The organism is Pelagibius marinus, from assembly GCF_014925385.1.
GTDB lineage: Bacteria > Pseudomonadota > Alphaproteobacteria > Kiloniellales > Kiloniellaceae > Pelagibius > Pelagibius marinus.
Genome location: NZ_JACSDK010000018.1, coordinates 15,982 through 32,731, shown reverse-complemented (window position 1 = coordinate 32,731; position 16,750 = coordinate 15,982). Strand labels below are relative to the sequence as shown.

Here is a 16,750-nt window from a genome sequence, read left to right as displayed (position 1 = left end):
CCGCGCCGCCGTCTATTCGAACTCCATCTGTTCGAAGACACGTCCGGCGTTGCGCTTGGACAGCTCGTCGAAGGTGTCGAGGTGGGCGTAGGGCGATTGGTCGACATAGAAGGCGTCCTCCAGGCCGCCGCCCTCGTCGAGCAGCTTGCGGATCTGCCCGCGCAGAAACACCAGGTAGTCCTTCGTGTAGCGGCGCACCTGATCCATGTTGGTCGGATGGCCGTGGCCGGGAATGACATAGGTCGCCTGCAGGGCCTCGAAGTTCTCCCAGCTCTCCAGCCAGGCGGCCGTGCCCGTGTCCTCGAAGATCGGCAGCAGGCGTTCGTGGAAGGCCATGTCGCCGGCGATCACCAGGCTCTGCTCGGGCAACCAGACGGCGATGTCGCCCGGCGAGTGGGCGGGACCGAGGTTCTTCACCTCGATGCGGAAGCGGCCCATCTCGATGACCTTCTCGTCTTCGAAGGTCTCCGTCGGGCCCTGCAGCACGGTGCCTTCCGCCTTCTCCTTGTTGTAGCCCTGCATCTGCTCGAGGCTCTGCGGCCCGCGGTCTTCGAACTCCGCCGCCGCTTCGCTTTGCGCCAGGATCGGCACCTGCTGCTCGGCCCAATAGGCATTGCCGAGCATGGCGTGGCCCTGGCCGTTCTCGTTGATCACCAGCTTCACCGGCTCGTCGGTGACCTGCTTGATCTCCTCGTGCAACGCCTTGGCGAGCTGGACGCAGGCCCCGCCGTTGACAACGATGACCCCCTCGCCCGTGACGATGAAGGAGAGGTTGTTGTTGTGCCCTGAATTCTCATAGCTGGGCGGCGCGGTGGCGCCGATGGCCGACCAGACGTGAGGGATCACCTCCACCGGTTTGCTGTAGAGAACGGACTGCGGGTACTGGTCGGGAATGTCCTCGCTGGCAGCGCAAGGCGACGCCGCGGCGAGAAGGAGAACCAGGACCGGGATCTGAAAACGCATGCTGGAACTTCCCCTGACTTGAAGATACGCAACGGGCCGGCACCTCCCAGCAACGGCGCCGGAAAACAACGCACCCGCCGCTGCCCGCGACGACCGCGGGAGCGGCGGGGCGACGTGAGGTGAACTACGGCCTGACGTAGGCGTAGCCTTCCTCCTGCAGTTCGACCAGGCGCACGACGCCCGACGGCACCGTGCGCGCCTCGGAAAGCAGGGAGACCTCCTTGCCTTCCTTCTTCGCCATACCCTTCATCGTGTTGCCGCAGGCCGAGAAGGTGAGACCGTCGATCTCCAGCGCCATGGCCGAAATGCGGTCCGCCACCGGCGAGGTGTCGGCGCGCAGCATATGCAGACCGGGACCGTAGGCCACCACTTCGATCTCCACCGACTGGCCCTGGGACTCGTAATACTGTTTCACGTTCTGCACGTTGTTCAGCGCCATGTTCATGCGCTTTGGGTCGCTCTCGTCAACGTGCACGGCAACCTTGTGCATCTGCTCCGCCGCGAAAGCCGGCGCGCTTTGCACGAGCTGTCCCGCGAAGAGCGACGCACCAAAGACAAGACCAAGAATGAGCCCGAAAAGCAGACGGGGCATTGGTGTTCCTCCCAGTTCTTCGTTTTTCGTTCACGGCAATATGTCGGTCCCGCGACCAGCGAAGCTTAGAGAGAGCGACGGTCGAAGCGGGATCACATATTCGTGTATATAAATATTACTATAAGAAGACACGGCTGGGTATTGTTTTCCGGCGCGGCGGGTCAAGACTATTGTCCCTATCGACAGCGCGCGGCACCCTGCCTACCTCAGGGACGCGCAGATCATCGGGACAAAATAGTCTCATGGCCAAGAAGCCCCGCTCCTACAAGCCGGTCTCCGGCTTCGTGCTGCCGCGCTTTGCCGGTATCCCCACCTTCATGCGTCTGCCGCACGTGCCGCTGGAGGAAATCGCGGCCGCCGGCGACATCGACATCGGGCTCATCGGCGTGCCCTGGGACGGCGGCACCACCAATCGCGCCGGCGCCCGTCACGGCCCGCGCCAGATCCGCGATCTCTCGACCCTGATGCGCAACGTGCACCACGTGAGCGGCATCAAACCCTTCGACATGGCGAACTGCGCCGACCTGGGGGACACACCGGTCAACCCCATCGACCTAAACGATTCCATCGGCCGCATCGAGGCCTTCTACCGCGAAGTTCACGACGCCGGCGTGCTGCCGCTCTCGGCCGGCGGCGACCACCTCATCACCCTGCCGATCATGCGCGCCATCGCCGGCGAGCGCCCGCTCGGCATGGTGCACTTCGATGCCCACACCGACACCAACGACCGCTACTTCGGCGAACACAAGCTGACCCACGGCACGCCCTTCCGCCGCGCCATCGAGGAAGGCCTGCTCGACCCCAAGCGCACAGTGCAGATCGGCATTCGCGGCTCGCTCTACACCGCCCAGGATATGGACTGGGGCTACGAACAGGGCATCCGCGTCATCACCATCGAAGAGTACTTCGACCTGGGCGTCGAGGCGGTGATCGCCGAGGCCCGGCGGGTGGTCGGCGACGGACCCACCTACCTCTCCTTCGACGTCGACGGCCTGGACCCGGTCTATGCCCCCGGCACCGGCACCCCGGAGATCGGCGGCTACACGACCCACGAGGCCCAGCGCATGATCCGCGGCCTGCGCGGCGTTAACCTTATCGGCGGCGATGTGGTGGAAGTGGCCCCGCCTTTCGACCCTTCCGGCGCCACTGCCCTGGTCGGCGCAACGCTTATGTATGAGATTCTCTGCCTGCTCGCGGAAATCGTCGCAAAGCAGTAAAAATTCTCTTAAAATACAAGGCAGTGATAGAGGCTTTGGTTAACGCTCCCGGGCTGAGTGGCTGGCGGGAAATCGAGGAGCGATCGGGCCGCAAGACAAAGAAGCCACAACAGCAAGAGGCGAAGATGCACAGGCAAACGAGGAACAGAAAGCAGGCGCGGGCGCGCGCCGTGTCGACCTCCGCCCGGCGGCAGTCGGCACTGCTCGGCGTCGTCATCACAATCCTGATGGCCCTGCTGCTTTTCATGTGGGCCGAGCAGGCCCGCGCCGCCGTGGGCAGCGCGGTCATCACGAACAAGCAGGCCGAGGAAACCCTCGCCATGGCGAAGTCGCCGCGCGAGGTCTTCGTCGGCCGCTGGTACGGCGAGGACAAGACCGGCAGCGCCGTCACCAAGCGCTGGCTGGTCGACGCCTTCCCCGACGGCGTCTTCCGCATCACCTTCCGCTTCTACGAAGAGGACGGCAGCTACCGCGAGCAGGTCGAAGTGGGTGAGTGGGGCATCTCCGGCCCGGTCTACTTCCTCTCGACCAAGGGCTGGGTCGACGACGGCATGTTCCTGAAGGCCGACACCAGCAACGGCCAGCTCTACGACGCCTACAAGATCCTGAAGCTGGAGCAGCAGGTCTTCGAGTACGAGCACTTCATCAACGGCAACCGCTACCAGGTGCGCCGCGTCGACACCGGCTTCACGCTGCCCGAATAAGGACTCTGCCTAAGGCGCGTAGTCCACAGGCAGCGCGGTGGTGTACTTGATCGCCTCCATGGCGAAGCTGGAACTCACGTCGAACAGCGGCACCGCGGCGATGAGCCGCTTGTAGACAGCGTCGTAGGCTTTGATGTCCGGCACCACCACCCTCATCATGTAATCGATCTCGCCGCTCATGCGGTAGAGTTCCACCACCTCCGGGATCCGCGTCACCTTCTGGGCAAAGTCCTTCAGCCATTTCTCGTCGTGCTGGCTGGTGCGGATGGCGACGAAGACGGTGACCCCGACGTTCATCTTCTCCGGGTTCAAGAGGGCGACGCGCCGCTCGATGATCCCTTCCGCCTCCAGCTTCTGAATCCGCCGCCAGCAGGGCGAGGCCGAGAGGCCGACCCGCTCGGCCACCTCCGCCACGGGCAGGTCGGCGCTCTCCTGCAGCAGCTTCAGGATTCTCCGGTCTATATCATCCATGGAACAAAATTCCACAAAAATTCGAAATTGAGAGATAATTTACTACTAGTTACCTGCAATTGCGGTGAATTTGCAAGCCGATTTCGCCGCCGCCGGCTTATTCTTGGGGGCCGCTTGAGTTTGGAGACCGACAGCCCGTGTCCTTTCGAGACCTCTTTACCGAACACCCGGCCAGCGTCGGGGAGACCTACTGGCAGCATCTGGCCTCGGCCTGGGGTTTTTCCTGGCGCATGATGCTGGCCTCCCTCGCCTGTCTCATCCACGCCCTGCTGCCCTTTCTCTTCGTGAAGACCGGCAGCCGCGCGATCACCGGCCTGCACGACCGCATGGTGGTGAATCGCCACCGCCAGCCGGCCCAGCGCGCCAGCGACTCTCCGGCGCCGGAAAACGCCAGCCGCTCTACCGCCTGAGTCCGCGCGCCCGCGCCTGCCCCGGCGCCCCACCCTGCTTGACGGGGAGCCGCCAAGCCGCCACTAAGAAGACTGGTTCGAGCTAGCGGCGGGATCCGGCCTTTTGCGTACACTTCTCTGCCTGGCGGCGCTGTCCTGCGCCCTGAGCACCGCCGTCCAGGCGGCGCCGGCAAGTCTTCTGGCCGATCATCCCCTGAACGGCAGCCTCTGGGACACGGGCAGCGGCCGGCCCACGAACGAAGAGACCCTGCTGGCCGCGGCCGCAGCCGCCGACTGGGTTCTGGTCGGCGAAAAGCACGACAACGCGGAACACCACCGCCTGCAGGCCCGCATCGTCGGCGCCCTGGGACGCCTCGGACGGCGCATGGCCGTGGTCTGGGAGATGGCAGAACCGGAACAGGCCGAGGCGCTGGCCGCCGCCCGCCTGGAAGAGGTCGACAGGCTGGGCACCGCGCTGGGGTGGGAAGCGCGCGGCTGGCCCGCCTGGGCCGAATACCAGCCGATCGCCGAAGCGGCGCTGGCCGCGCAGATGCCGATGTTGCCGGGCAAGCCTTCCCAGGCCCAGGTACGCGCCCTGGCGAAGGGCGCCAGCCTGCCGCCGGAAACCGCTGAACGGCTGGCCTGGCCGCGGCGCTATCCCGCGGAGGCTGAAGCGGACCTGCTGGAGGAACTGGCCGCCAGCCATTGCGGCAAGCTGCCCGTGGCGGCGCTCGCCCCCATGGCCGAGGTGCAGCGCTTCTGGGACGCCTCGATGGCCGATGCCATGCGCCGGGCCACGCAGCCACCGATTGACGCCGAAGGCGCGATCCTCATCGCCGGCAGCGGCCACGTGCGCGAGGACCGCGCCGTGCCCTGGCACCTGGAGGGCGAGAGCTTCACCGTCGCCCTGGTGGAGGTCGTCGCGGGACGCGACAGCGCGGCGGACTATCCGGCCTTCGATCCGCAGCTTTTCGATTTTGTCTGGTTCACGCCCAGGGTGGACGACAAGGATCCCTGCGAAGCCTTCCCGGACTAGGTCAGTTCTTCGCGCGGAATCGCGCCAGGGTGTCCCCGGCGCCGTCGAGCAGCAGCAGGTTGTCGTCCTGCAGGCGATAGCCTCGGGTGCCGTCGAGGGCGCTCAACAGGCGATCCTCCTGAACCATGACCGGTTCCGGGCAGGCGATCCTTGTGGAGCCCAGATTCCCGAACGACATTGCCTGCCCGTCGATGATTACCGAGCCGAAGTAACCGTTGCAGCCGGTGTGGCCGCTCACCTTCCCGTCAGCGGCAACCTGCAGGCTCGACTGGACCTGCGGTGCGGCAGGCAGTCCTTTCATCTCTTCCGCCACCCAAGTGCGGTCAAACAGCGGCTCCGCCGCTTCGTTCGTATCGACCGGGCCAAGAGCACAGGCCGCCAACCCTGCCGCGGCCAGCGGCAAGAGCGAGAGATTCCAGGCACGCAGGTTCAAGACGCAGCTCCCTTTACTTACTCCGCCGCCTACCCACGGCGGCCAATCAGGCTATCCCCGACTCGCTCGGGAATGCTACCACTCTCTGTACTGGGTAACCTATTCCACTGTCTGAAAGGATCGGCCATATGCTACCCGCCGCTGCCGCCCCCCGTAGAGCAGGCTTCGGTTTCGTCTTCGGGACGTTGCTCGCCGCGCTGGCTGTGACCGCCGCCGCCCCCGCAATGGCCCAGGATGCCGCGGCATCAGGCCACCGCAAACTGGCCCTTCCCCTCGCCAACGCCGAGGAGGGCCTGAAGCTCTTCGTCGGCAAGGGCTGCGTCGTCTGTCATTCCGTCAACGGGGTCGGCGGCAAGGCGGCGCCCGCGCTGGATGCCGCCGGCGACGAACCCTACTTCGACGTCTTCGACTTCGTCGCCCGAATGTGGCGCGGCGCCCCGACCATGATCCTGCTGCAGGAAATGGAACTGGGCTATCAGATCGACTTGAGCGGCGAGGAACTGGCGCACCTGGCAGCCTTTGCCTCCGCCCCCGAGGTGCAGAGCCGCTTCAGTGAAGGCGATATTCCGGAGGTCATCCGCGACTGGATGGTTGACGAGGTCTATGAGGAACTCGACCCCGACAACATGGCCCGCTGAAGCGCCCCGGGGCGCCGGCGGCAAGTCTGGGTCCAAGCAGCGAGCAACAGCAGGATGACGACAAGAGGCGGGCGCTGTCTTTGCGGTGATGTGACCTACGAGTACAATGGGCCGGAGAACTGGCGGGCCTACTGCCATTGCGAGAGTTGCCGGCGCAACACGGCGTCGCCCGTAACCGCTTTCTTCGGGGTGCCGCGGGCTGCCTGCCGCTTCACCGGCAAGGCGCCGTCGGTCTACAAATCATCGCCCGGCGTCCGCCGTCTCTTCTGCGGGCGCTGCGGTTCCCCCATGGCCTATGAGTCCGATCGCTTTCCCGACGAAATTCACCTCTACGCCGCCAGCCTCGACAGGCCCGAGGACTACGTCCCGCAAGGCCACGTCCATTGCGCCGAGCAACTGCCGTGGTTCGACGTCAGGGACGATCTGCCGCGCTATCCGGGCGGCAGCAGCGGCGACTAGAACCTAGGCAAGCCTCCAAATAGCACTTCCTCGCCCAGTCAAGGGCCCGTAATACTTCGTGTTGGGTGCTTTATTGATTTCAATAGCTTCCATGGGTCTTCATATTGCATTAAAGAAGAACTGCTTGGTAGCTGGTCGGTTGGAATCGCGGTCGGCAAGATGAGGCGGAAAGGTCCGCTTGTCGGCCCAAACAAAAGCAGGGTTCAGTGGTAAAGATCGCGTTGGAAGAGATTCCCGACACGGCTTGCGAAGAGGTGCGCTTCTTCTGCGACTACTGGCTCGGCCTCAAAGGGGATGCACAGCTACCCTCCTGCGACGTCCTCGACCCGCTCGATTTCTTCACCTACCTGTCGCGCGTTTTCATCGTCGAAGGGCGCACCATCGAGGAGCTGCAGGTGCGCCTGGCCGGCACCGTCTACCGAGAGCTTTACGGCTTCGAGGTGACCGGCAAGAGGGTGACCGAGCTGATTCCCTTCGACAACCGGGGCGATATCTCGCTCAGCTACGGGCGCTGCATGCAGGAGAGGACTCCTGTTTACGATGTGAACAGGATGACCTGGCGCGAAAGGGGATCGGAGGTCCAGTTCGAGCGGATTCTGTTACCTTTCGGGGACGAGCTGGGCGTCGAGCGCATTCTGGGATTCGCACAGTTCTTCGACAGTGACGGTAAAAAAATATTTACCTAATACTCACCATCGTTAACCATAAACCTCCACTAGGTTTTGTGTAAACAAAACGTTTACACAATAGACTCAATTTTATTTTAATTTTATCCAAGTAACCTCTTACTCGTGGTTGCGTGAATTCCGGGAATTCACTGACGCAATCTGCGAGGGGGGGTCATGCTTGAGTCGTCGATATCCGAAGCTGGAGTCCTAGTCCCGCCGCTTCACCGGGAAGAGGACGGCTACACAATTGCCGGCTTCACAGCGGCCGACGCTCCCGACATTCCACGCGCTTTCCGGGCGGTCTACGGCGAGGATTACCTCAGCCCCCTGGTCTACGATCCCGCGGCCTTCATCGAGCTGATTGCCTCCGGCGAACAGATCTCGCTCATCGCGCGCGATCCCGAGGGCGATATCGCCGGGCACATAGCGCTGGCCTTCTCTTCGCCCAACCGCGGCGTCGTCGAACTGTGCCAGGGCATCGTCACGCCGGAGCACCGCAAGTCCGGCATCTTCGTGCGCATGATCGACCGCGCCCTGGACTTCGCCCGCACCACATTGGGCGCCCAGGCCATCCTCGGCATTTCGCTGACCAACCACATCGTCTCGCAGAAGGTGGTGTGCAAACTGGGCTTCCGCGACGTGGGCATGGAGGTCGACTACGTGCCCCAGCGCATGCTGGTCCAGGAAGGCGCCGCGGGCCCGGCCGCCACCCTGCTGCAGTACCTCGACCTGGGGCGCAGCGTGCACGCGCCCTGCCACCTGCCACCGTCCTATGCCCTGTGGTTCGCCCGCCTGCTGAACGACGCCTCGATCAGCGGCCACCGCCAGATCACCCTGGCCACCGGCCTGGACCAGCGGCCCAGCATCTGTGAGAACAAGGACATGCCGCGTTTCGACATGGCGCGCCTTGTGGTGCGCCGCGCCGGCAACGACTTCTGGACCCTGGTCGGCGACCACGAGGCCCGCGCGGAAGCCGAGGGGCGGCGCAGCTTCCAGGTCTTCATCGGCCTCGGCACGCCGGAAGGCGCGGCCGCGGTGGAACTGCTGCGCGGCTGGGGTTACGCCTGCAGCGGGCTGATGCCCGGCTACCTGGAAGGCGGCCAGCATGTCGCCATCATGTACCGCAGTTTCGAGGAGCCCTACTTCGAGGGCATCCAGCTGCACAACGCCGGGGCCCAGCGCCTGCTGGACAGCGTGCGGGCCGACTGGCAGCGCGCCGAGCGCCTGGGCGCCGAACTGCGCCACGCCTTTGTCGACGAAGCGGTGGAGGCGCCGAGCCAGGCCGCCCTGCCGATGCTGCCCGACAGCGCCCGCGCGCCGATGGAAACCACCATGCAACTGCTCGGCCTGGGCGGGCGCGTACCCTTGCAGAACGGCGGCATGACGCCGGTCGACCTGGAAGGAGAAAGCGACGCGGGCGATCCGCGTATCCCGATCCCGGAGGACGCCCCGCAGGACGAGGCAGGCACGGACAAGCCGCGCGGCGCCGCCCTGCAGTAGCTCCGCCGCGCAGTAGCGACAGCGGCCTAGAAGTTGCGCGCTGTCATCGCCTTCTGAATTTCGTAGATCGAGCCCACCGTCGGCGGCTGCGGCTGCGGCAGGCGCACCGGCACCGCCGTCAGGCGCGGCCTGATCGTTCCCTCCCCGCACAGCAGCCGGCTGTCGTATTCCTCCAGCCCCTCGAAGGCCGACATGGAGCCTTGGATCGGGAAGGCATCGGCCGAGGTGATCTCGTAGAACAGCATGCGCCGGTCGCGCGCCGAGCGGTTGGGCGCGGAGCCGTGCAGCGCGCGCACGTGGTGCAGCGAGATGGAGCCGGCCGGCCCCGTCAGCGTCGCCGCGTCGCCGGCGTGCAGACCGTTGGCGGCCAGGCTGACGGCTCCGGCGAAGTAGCCGCCCGCATGGTGATCGTAGACAGGCCCCTTGTGACTGCCGGGAAAGACCATCAACGGCCCGTTCTCTTCGGCCATGTCGTCCAGGATGACGCCGACGGCCAGGATGTCGTCGTTGGTGTGGGGATAGAAGGCCCAGTCCTGGTGCCACTCCACCGCCGCCCCGTAGCCCGCCGACTTCATGTTCAGCTTGGAGGTATGCAAGCGCAGGTCGGGGCCGATGAGATCGCGCACCGGCGCCAGGATCCAGTCGGAACGCATCAACTCCGCGAAAGCCGGCGACAGCTTGTGCGGCAGCTTGATGCGGCGCACCCGCGGGTTCTCCGGCGTGTGACTGTCTTCCAGGTCCAGGCGTTCGTCGGAGGCGGTCATGCCGCGCGCCTCCCGGACGAAACGGGCGATCTCCCCGTGCAGCCGTTCCAGCTCCTCGGCGGGAACGCGCTCTTCCAGCAGCAGATAGCCGTTGTCTTCGTAGAAGCGAACCTGCTCTTCGCTCAGCACTTCGCGGCCCATGCCGCCTCCTTCCGCCGACACCTACGGTCGTCAGCATACACCCGATCGACAAGTTCCTGCATAGCGGCAAACGGCCGAAGGGCTACTCCGTGAGGGCGTCCTTCACGGTCTGCAGCTTGTTGGCCAGGTGCTCCTTCAGCAGCACCGCCAGGCGCTTGGAATCGCGCGCCTTCAGAGTCTCCAGGATCTTCTCGTGCTCGTCCACGGCCTTGCGCCAGCGCGCCGGCGACATGTTGGCCATGTAGCGCGCCCGGCGCACCCGGCCCGAGAGGCTGAGCTGCATCTGCGCCAGCGTCGGGTTGCGCGCGGCGTCCAGGATCATCTGGTGGATCTGCTCGTTGAGCTTGAAGTAGTCGCGCAGCGCGCCGGCCTCGTACTTCACCACCATGCGGTCGTGCAGTTCCTGAATGCGGTCCAGCTCGGCATCGGTGATGTGCCGGCAGGCCAACTCGCCGGACAGCGCCTCCAGGGCCCCCATGATCGGAAAGGCCTCGTCCAGGTCGGCCAGGGTCAGCTTGGCCACGGCGCAGCCGCGGTTGGGCGTCAGCAGCACCAGGCCCTCGGTCGCCAGCACCTTCATGGCCTCGCGCAGCGGCGTGCGCGACACGCCGAACTGCTCGCAGAGCTCTTTCTCCGCCAGCTTCTCGCCCGGTGCCAGCTCGCCCTCGACGATCATGTGGCGCAGGCGGTCGGCCAGCTCGTTGTGAAGCGGGCGCCTTTGGATGGGGGCTGCAACTTCGATGCTCATGCCTACGTCCTCTTGGTCCACCCTAGTTTAGCGCAAGATCGGAGGATTCGCGAAGCAGGCGCGCGACGTGAATGGCCTCCCGTCCCGCGCCGTCGGCGATCTGGTGCCGGCAGGAGGTGCCGTCGGCGACGACCAGCACCTCGGCGACGGCGGCGCGCACCCGCGGCAGCAGGCTGAGTTCGCCCATCTTGCGGGAGATCTCGGCGGTCTCCGCCTGGTAGCCGAAGTTGCCGGCCATGCCGCAGCAGGACGACTGGACCAGCTCCACCTCCAACTCGGGAATGAGGGCCAGGACCTCCTCGATGGGCGCGACCGCGTTAAAAGCCTTCTGGTGGCAGTGGCCGTGCAGCAGCGCGCTGCCGCCCGGCAGCGGGGCCAGCGGCAACTCGAAGCCGCCGCCCTCCGGATCGAGCCGAGCGGCGATGAACTCCTCGAACAGCATGACCTGCTTCGCCTGCTCCGCCGTCCACTCCCCGCCCAGCAGCGCCGGGGCCTCGTCGCGGAAGGTCAACAGGCAGGAGGGCTCCAGCCCCACCACCGGCACGCCTCGATCGACGGCGTGGCCGATGACCGTGAGGCTGCGTCTCATCTCCGCCTTGGCCTCCTCCACCAGGCCGGCGGCGAGGAAGGAGCGTCCGCAGCACAGCGGGCGGCCGCCGTCGTCGGGCTTCGCCTCCACGGGCGCGAAGCCGCCGCGCCGCAGCACCGTCTCCGCGTCGCGCAGGTTGTCCGGCTCGAAGTAGCGGTTGAAGGTGTCGGCGAAGAAGATGACCTCGTCACCCTGCATCGGCAGGTCTTCCTGACGGTAGACGTCGCCGCGCCAGCGCGGCAGTTTGCGGTCGGCGGCGAAGCCGAAGAGGCGCTGCGACAGGCCGGCCAGACCCGGTAGCCGGTCGCGCAGGTTCAAGAGCCAGGGCGCCTTGGACGCATAGGGCGCGTAGCGCGGCAGGTAGGCGACCAGCATCTCGCGCAGGGCCACGCCCTGCTTCTCGGCGCGCGCCGCCAGCACCTCGATTTTCATCTTGGCCATGTCGACGCCGGTCGGGCACTCGCGCTTGCAGCCCTTGCAGGAGACGCAGAGCGACAGGGTCTCGGCCATCTCGTCGGAGGTAAAGGCCTCCGGCCCGAGCTGGCCGGAGATCGCCAGGCGCAGCGTGTTGGCGCGACCGCGCGTCAGGTCGCGTTCATCGTGCGTGACCTTGTAGGAGGGGCACATGACGCCGTCGGCCTTGCGGCAGGCGCCGTTGTTGTTGCACATCTCCACGGCGCCCTGGAAGCCGCCGCCGGCGCCCGGGTAGGCCGACCAGTCGAAGATGGTCCCGAACTCCGGCACCCGGTAGTCCGGCGCGAAGCGGAACAGCTCGCGGTCGTCCATCTTCGGCGGGCGCACCACGCGGCCGGGATTCAGCAGCCCCGCCGGGTCCATGCGATCCTTCACCCACTCGAAGTCCTGGACCATGCGGTCGCCGAACATCTCGCGGTGGAACTCGGAGCGCACGATGCCGTCGCCGTGCTCGCCGGAGTGCGAGCCCTTGTATTCGCGCACCATCTCGAAGGCTTCCTCGGCGATGGCGCGCATGGCCTTCACGTCCTGGTCCAGCTTCAGGTTCAGGACCGGGCGCACGTGCAGGGTTCCGACCGAGGCATGGGCGTACCAGGTGCCGTCGGTGCCGTGCTTGTGGAAGATCTCGGTCAGGCGGCGGGTGTACTCGGCCAGGTCGGTCAGCTCCACTGCGCAGTCCTCGACGAAGGACACCGGCTTCCGCTCGGCCTTCATGGACATCATGATGTTGAGGCCCTGCTTGCGGACCTCCCAGATCTGCTTCTGGAAGTCGGCGTCCACGGCCTCCACCACGCCGCCGTCCTTCTTGCCCGGGTCCTCCCAGCGGTAGCCGAGCTGCGCCATGAGATCGCCCAGCGCCTTCAGGCGCCGCAGGTTCTCGTCCTGGTCCTCCTCGGCGAACTCGACCAGCAGGATGGCGCCGGGCTCGCCGCGCACGAAGCGGTCGACCACCGGGCGGAACATCGGGATGTCGCGGCTCAGCTCGATCATGTTCCTGTCGACCAGCTCCACCGCCGTGGGTCCGAGGGTCACCAGGTGCTGGGCCGCGTCCATGGCGTCGTAGAGCGTCGGGAAGTGGCAGGCACCCAGGGTCTTGTTGGCCAGGATCGGCGACAGCTTCAGGGTCAGGCGCTCGCTCAGCGCCAGCGTCCCCTCCGACCCCACCAGCAGATGCGCCAGGTTGTTGGTGTCTCCATTCGGAACCAGGGCATCGATGTTGTAGCCGCCGACCCGGCGCAGCACCTGCGGGAAGCGCGCGCGGATCTCCTCCGCTTCGCGCCCGCCGAGGTCGAGCAGGTCCTGAAACAGCGACGCCACTGCGTTGTTCTCCGCGAGGCCCTGGCCGGCGTCGCGACGCACCTCGCCGAAGGTCGCCTTGCTGCCGTCGGCCAGCAGCGCGTCGATCGAGGCGACGTTGTCGCGCATCAGGCCGTAGCGGATCGAGCGCGAGCCGCAGGAATTGTTGGCCGCCATGCCGCCGATGGTGGCGCGCGAGGCGGTGGAGACGTCGACCGGAAACCACAGGCCGCTGGGCTTCAGGGCCGCGTTCAACTGGTCAAGCACCAGGCCGGGCTCGACCACGCAGGTCTGTGTCTCGCTGTCGACGGAGATCAGGTTGTTGAGATGCTTGGAGAGGTCGACGACCACGGCGCGGTTCACCGTCTGACCGCACTGCGAGGTGCCGCCGCCGCGCGGCAGCACCGGCACCCCCGCCTCCCGCGCGATCTGCAGGGTCGCCTCCACGTCGGCCCAGGACTTCGGCACCACCACGCCCAGCGGCACCACCTGGTAGACCGAGGCATCAGTCGCATAGCGCCCACGGCTGAAGAGATCGAAGAGGACCTCCCCTTCGATGTGCTTTTCCAGGCTTCTGGCCAGCTCGCCGCCGCCACTCATTGTTGACAATCGCCCCGGATTTGTATTTTGTATTCATAATTCATAACGGCAAAGCCCCCCGGGACGCAAGGCCTACGCGAGCGTCCGCAATCTGCCGCAAGGGGCGGGGTGGGGCGGTCGACAGGGCCGGGAAAGGCCGATAGGGGAAGCATGCCAGGGCGTCATTTTCTTCAGATTCCAGGACCCACCAACGTACCGGACCGCGTGCTGCGGGCCATGGACCTGCCGACCATGGACCACCGCGGGCCGAAGTTCGGCGCGCTGGGCCAGCGCGTGCTGGACGGCATGCGCTCCATCTTCAAGACCGAGGGCCGGGTGGTGATCTACCCCGCCTCCGGCACCGGCGCCTGGGAAGCGGCCCTGGTGAACACCCTCTCGCCCGGCGACCGGGTGCTGATGTTCGAGACCGGCCACTTCGCCACCCTGTGGAAGGGCCTGGCCGAACGCCTCGGCATCGTGCCGGAGTTCATCGCCGGCGACTGGCGCAGCGGCGCCGACCCGGCGGCCATCGGCGCGCGCCTGGCCGAGGACAAGAACCACGAGATCAAGGCGGTCTGCGTCGTCCACAACGAGACCTCGACCGGCTGCACCAGCCGCATCGACGAGGTCCGCAAGGCCATCGACGACGCCGGCCATCCGGCCCTGCTGATGGTCGACACCATCTCCTCGCTGGCCTCCATCGACTACCGCCACGACGAGTGGGGCGTCGACGTCACCGTGGCCGGCTCGCAGAAGGGCCTCATGCTGCCCCCGGGCCTTTCCTTCAACGCGGTGAGCGAGAAGGCGCTGGCGGCCTCCAAGACCGCGAAGCTGCCGCGCTCCTACTGGTCGTGGGAGGAAATGCAGGGGCCTAACGACAAGGGCTTTTTCCCCTACACTCCGGCCACCAACCTGCTCTACGGCCTGGCCGAGGCCGTCGACATGCTGCAGGAGGAAGGCCTCGACAACGTCTTCAAGCGTCATGACCGCCATGCCGAGGCAACGCGCCGCGCCGTGCGCGCCTGGGGCCTGGAGGTGCTGTGCAAGAACCCGCGCCACTATTCCAGCTCGCTGACCGCGGTGCTGGTGCCGGAGGGCCACAGCGCCGACAACTTCCGCAAAGTGACGCTGGAAAACTTCGACATGTCGCTCGGCAACGGACTGTCCAAGATCGCCGACAAGGTGTTCCGTATCGGCCACCTGGGCGACTTCAACGATCTCATGCTCATGGGCAGCCTCTCCGGCGTGGAGATGGGCCTGGAGCTGTCCGGCATTCCCTACCGCCGCGGTGGGGTGCAAGCGGCCCTCGGCTATCTATCGGGCCAGGACCAGTCTTTGGCGGAGGGTGCCGCCGAGTAAAACAAGACCAACAACCACCCGCGCAAAATCGCGATAACGAGAAACAGAATCCTGGGGAGGAAACTATGCGAATTCTTGGACTTGTAAGTGCCGTTGCCGTAACGGGGCTGCTCGCCGGCCCGGCCGCTGCGGCAGGCCTGACCCTGAAGTTCGGCCACGTCGGCGCGCCCGGCTCGCTGTTCGAAGCCAGCGCCAACGAGTTTGCCCGCTGCTCCAATGCCGCCCTCGGCGACAAAGCGGAGGTGCAGGTCTTCGGCTCCTCGCAGCTGGGCAAGGACAGCGAGTTGCTGCAGAAGCTGAAGCTCGGCCAGGTGACCTTTTCCCTGCCCTCTTCCGTCATGTCCTCGGTGGCCGACGAGTTCGGTATCTTCGAGATGCCCTACATCATCAAGAGCCGTGAGCATATGAAGCGGGTTCAGGACGCGATCCTGGAGAGCAAGCTGCAGCCCGCGGTCAAGGCCAAGGGCTACCGCATTCTCGGCGTGTGGGAGAACGGCTTCCGCAACATCACCAACAACACCCGGCCCATCAACAAGCCGGCCGACCTGGACGGCATCAAGCTGCGCACGCCCAAGGGTGCCTGGCGGGTGAAGATGTTCAAGCTGTACGGCGCCAATCCGACGCCGATGGCCTTCTCCGAGGTCTTCACTGCGCTGCAGACCGGCGTCATCGACGGCCAGGAGAATCCCTACGCGCAGATCTGGTCGGCCAAGTTCCAGGAGGTGCAGAAGTACCTCTCGATCACCGGCCACGTCTACACGCCGGCTTACCTGCTGGTCTCCGACAAGCACTTCTCGGCCCTGCCGGACGATGTCCAGGCCGAGCTGACAAAGTGCGCGACCTCGACGCAGGACTTCGTCTACAAGACGGCCGCGCAGCTTGAAACCGACCTGCTGGACAAGCTGAAGGCCGGCGGCATCCAGGTGAACATCGCCGACAAGGACGCCTTCATCGCCGCTTCCAAGCCGATCTACACCGAGTTCGCCTCCTCCATCGACGGCGGGCAGGAGATGATCGACACCGTGCTGAAGCTCGGCGAAGGTTCCTGAGGTCCTGATCCAAGCCCGGGGCCCTTACGGTCCCGGGCTTCTTCTTTCCTGAAGTACGCTGCCGGCCCCGGCCGGCGTGATTTGTCCCGCCCGTTGAGATAGCATCACGGGTGGCGCCTTGAGGAGTTTGCCCGCCGATGCTGAGGGCCGCCCGCCGATCCCTCGAGTGGATCCTCGAATGGATCACCATCATCCTGATGATCGCCCTTTCCGTGGTGGTCATCATCGCTGTCTCTTTCCGTCTGGTTGGTGACTCCCTGTCCTGGTACGACGAGGTCGCCGCGATTCAACTATCCTGGGTGACCTACTACGGCGCGGCGCTGGCCGCGCTGAAACGCAACCACATCGGCTTCGACAGCGTGCTGCTGGCCATCCCCATGCCGGCGCGCATGGTTGCCGTGGCCCTGGCCGAGATCACCGTCATCGGCTTCTTCGCCATCATGACCTGGGCGGGCATGGAGGTGCTGAACGTGCTGGAAGGCAGCTACCTCATCTCCCTCACCTGGGTGCCGATCCAGCTGACCCAGTCGGTGATCCCCATCGGCGGCGCGCTCTTCATCCTCTGCGAGCTCATCAGCCTGCCGCACTACTGGCGCATGACCGCCGCCGGCATCTCGCTGGAGCACGCCGAGATCGAAGAGGAAGTCGAACACGAACTGAAGCAGGCGGGAGGGCGCTGAC

At 65.8% G+C, this 16,750-nt stretch carries 18 protein-coding genes; 11 read left to right on the top strand and 7 right to left on the bottom strand.

The window, feature by feature from the left end:
- Positions 1 to 12: 12 nt before the first annotated feature.
- A complete protein-coding gene (locus H7X47_RS22375; protein ID WP_193370996.1) occupies positions 13 to 963 on the bottom strand; it encodes an MBL fold metallo-hydrolase in 951 nt (316 codons plus the stop codon).
- 124 nt (positions 964 to 1,087) lie between these two features.
- Positions 1,088 to 1,555 carry a DsrE family protein gene (locus H7X47_RS22370; protein ID WP_193370995.1) on the bottom strand — a complete coding sequence of 156 codons (468 nt, stop codon included), beginning with the start codon at positions 1,553 to 1,555 and terminating at the stop codon, positions 1,088 to 1,090.
- Between the two features lie 242 nt (positions 1,556 to 1,797).
- Here H7X47_RS22370 and speB point away from each other — a divergent pair, with 242 nt between their 5' ends.
- Together speB and H7X47_RS22360 are read left to right on the top strand one after the other, a co-directional pair.
- Positions 1,798 to 2,772 (top strand): agmatinase, encoded by a 975-nt coding sequence (gene speB / locus H7X47_RS22365; protein ID WP_193370994.1) that lies wholly within the window; start codon positions 1,798 to 1,800, stop codon positions 2,770 to 2,772.
- 125 nt (positions 2,773 to 2,897) lie between these two features.
- Positions 2,898 to 3,476, top strand: coding sequence for a hypothetical protein (locus tag H7X47_RS22360; RefSeq protein WP_193370993.1), 579 nt, complete (start codon positions 2,898 to 2,900; stop codon positions 3,474 to 3,476).
- A gap of 9 nt (positions 3,477 to 3,485) precedes the next feature.
- Here H7X47_RS22360 and H7X47_RS22355 read toward each other — a convergent pair whose 3' ends face one another.
- On the bottom strand, positions 3,486 to 3,947 hold the full coding sequence (locus H7X47_RS22355; RefSeq protein WP_193370992.1) for an Lrp/AsnC family transcriptional regulator: 462 nt from the start codon (positions 3,945 to 3,947) through the stop codon (positions 3,486 to 3,488).
- Between the two features lie 137 nt (positions 3,948 to 4,084).
- Here H7X47_RS22355 and H7X47_RS22350 point away from each other — a divergent pair, with 137 nt between their 5' ends.
- Both H7X47_RS22350 and H7X47_RS22345 read left to right on the top strand, forming a co-directional pair.
- Entirely contained in the window at positions 4,085 to 4,357 is a 273-nt protein-coding gene (locus H7X47_RS22350; protein WP_193370991.1) for a DUF6356 family protein, read from the top strand.
- Between the two features lie 103 nt (positions 4,358 to 4,460).
- Entirely contained in the window at positions 4,461 to 5,372 is a 912-nt protein-coding gene (locus H7X47_RS22345; protein ID WP_193370990.1) for a ChaN family lipoprotein, read from the top strand.
- 1 nt (position 5,373) lies between these two features.
- Here H7X47_RS22345 and H7X47_RS22340 read toward each other — a convergent pair whose 3' ends face one another.
- Positions 5,374 to 5,805: an META domain-containing protein gene (locus H7X47_RS22340; RefSeq protein WP_193370989.1), complete on the bottom strand. Its 432-nt coding sequence runs from the start codon at positions 5,803 to 5,805 to the stop codon at positions 5,374 to 5,376.
- A 128-nt stretch (positions 5,806 to 5,933) separates the two neighbouring features.
- Between H7X47_RS22340 and H7X47_RS22335 the strand changes: the two genes are divergently transcribed.
- The 4 genes from H7X47_RS22335 (at position 5,934) to H7X47_RS22320 (ending at position 9,070) form a co-directional block, all read left to right on the top strand.
- Entirely contained in the window at positions 5,934 to 6,443 is a 510-nt protein-coding gene (locus H7X47_RS22335) for a c-type cytochrome (RefSeq protein ID WP_193370988.1), read from the top strand.
- Positions 6,444 to 6,497: 54 nt separating this feature from the next.
- Entirely contained in the window at positions 6,498 to 6,902 is a 405-nt protein-coding gene (locus H7X47_RS22330) for a GFA family protein (RefSeq protein WP_193370987.1), read from the top strand.
- 206 nt (positions 6,903 to 7,108) lie between these two features.
- Entirely contained in the window at positions 7,109 to 7,588 is a 480-nt protein-coding gene (locus tag H7X47_RS22325; protein ID WP_193370986.1) for a PAS domain-containing protein, read from the top strand.
- A gap of 156 nt (positions 7,589 to 7,744) precedes the next feature.
- Positions 7,745 to 9,070 carry a GNAT family N-acetyltransferase gene (locus H7X47_RS22320; protein WP_193370985.1) on the top strand — a complete coding sequence of 442 codons (1,326 nt, stop codon included), beginning with the start codon at positions 7,745 to 7,747 and terminating at the stop codon, positions 9,068 to 9,070.
- A gap of 26 nt (positions 9,071 to 9,096) precedes the next feature.
- On the opposite strand, the gene H7X47_RS22315 is transcribed toward H7X47_RS22320, so the two are convergent.
- The 3 genes from H7X47_RS22315 to H7X47_RS22305 form a co-directional block, all read right to left on the bottom strand.
- Positions 9,097 to 9,975: a phytanoyl-CoA dioxygenase family protein gene (locus tag H7X47_RS22315; protein WP_193370984.1), complete on the bottom strand. Its 879-nt coding sequence runs from the start codon at positions 9,973 to 9,975 to the stop codon at positions 9,097 to 9,099.
- A gap of 82 nt (positions 9,976 to 10,057) precedes the next feature.
- On the bottom strand, positions 10,058 to 10,723 hold the full coding sequence (locus H7X47_RS22310; protein WP_193370983.1) for a GntR family transcriptional regulator: 666 nt from the start codon (positions 10,721 to 10,723) through the stop codon (positions 10,058 to 10,060).
- A gap of 22 nt (positions 10,724 to 10,745) precedes the next feature.
- Positions 10,746 to 13,682: an FAD-binding and (Fe-S)-binding domain-containing protein gene (locus H7X47_RS22305; protein WP_193370982.1), complete on the bottom strand. Its 2,937-nt coding sequence runs from the start codon at positions 13,680 to 13,682 to the stop codon at positions 10,746 to 10,748.
- A 150-nt stretch (positions 13,683 to 13,832) separates the two neighbouring features.
- Between H7X47_RS22305 and H7X47_RS22300 the strand changes: the two genes are divergently transcribed.
- The 3 genes from H7X47_RS22300 (at position 13,833) to H7X47_RS22290 (ending at position 16,749) form a co-directional block, all read left to right on the top strand.
- Entirely contained in the window at positions 13,833 to 15,020 is a 1,188-nt protein-coding gene (locus tag H7X47_RS22300) for a pyridoxal-phosphate-dependent aminotransferase family protein (protein WP_193370981.1), read from the top strand.
- A gap of 65 nt (positions 15,021 to 15,085) precedes the next feature.
- Positions 15,086 to 16,069 (top strand): TRAP transporter substrate-binding protein, encoded by a 984-nt coding sequence (locus H7X47_RS22295; RefSeq protein WP_193370980.1) that lies wholly within the window; start codon positions 15,086 to 15,088, stop codon positions 16,067 to 16,069.
- A 137-nt stretch (positions 16,070 to 16,206) separates the two neighbouring features.
- Complete coding sequence (locus H7X47_RS22290) at positions 16,207 to 16,749, top strand: TRAP transporter small permease (protein ID WP_193370979.1); 543 nt, start codon at positions 16,207 to 16,209, stop codon at positions 16,747 to 16,749.
- Position 16,750 lies beyond the last annotated feature (1 nt).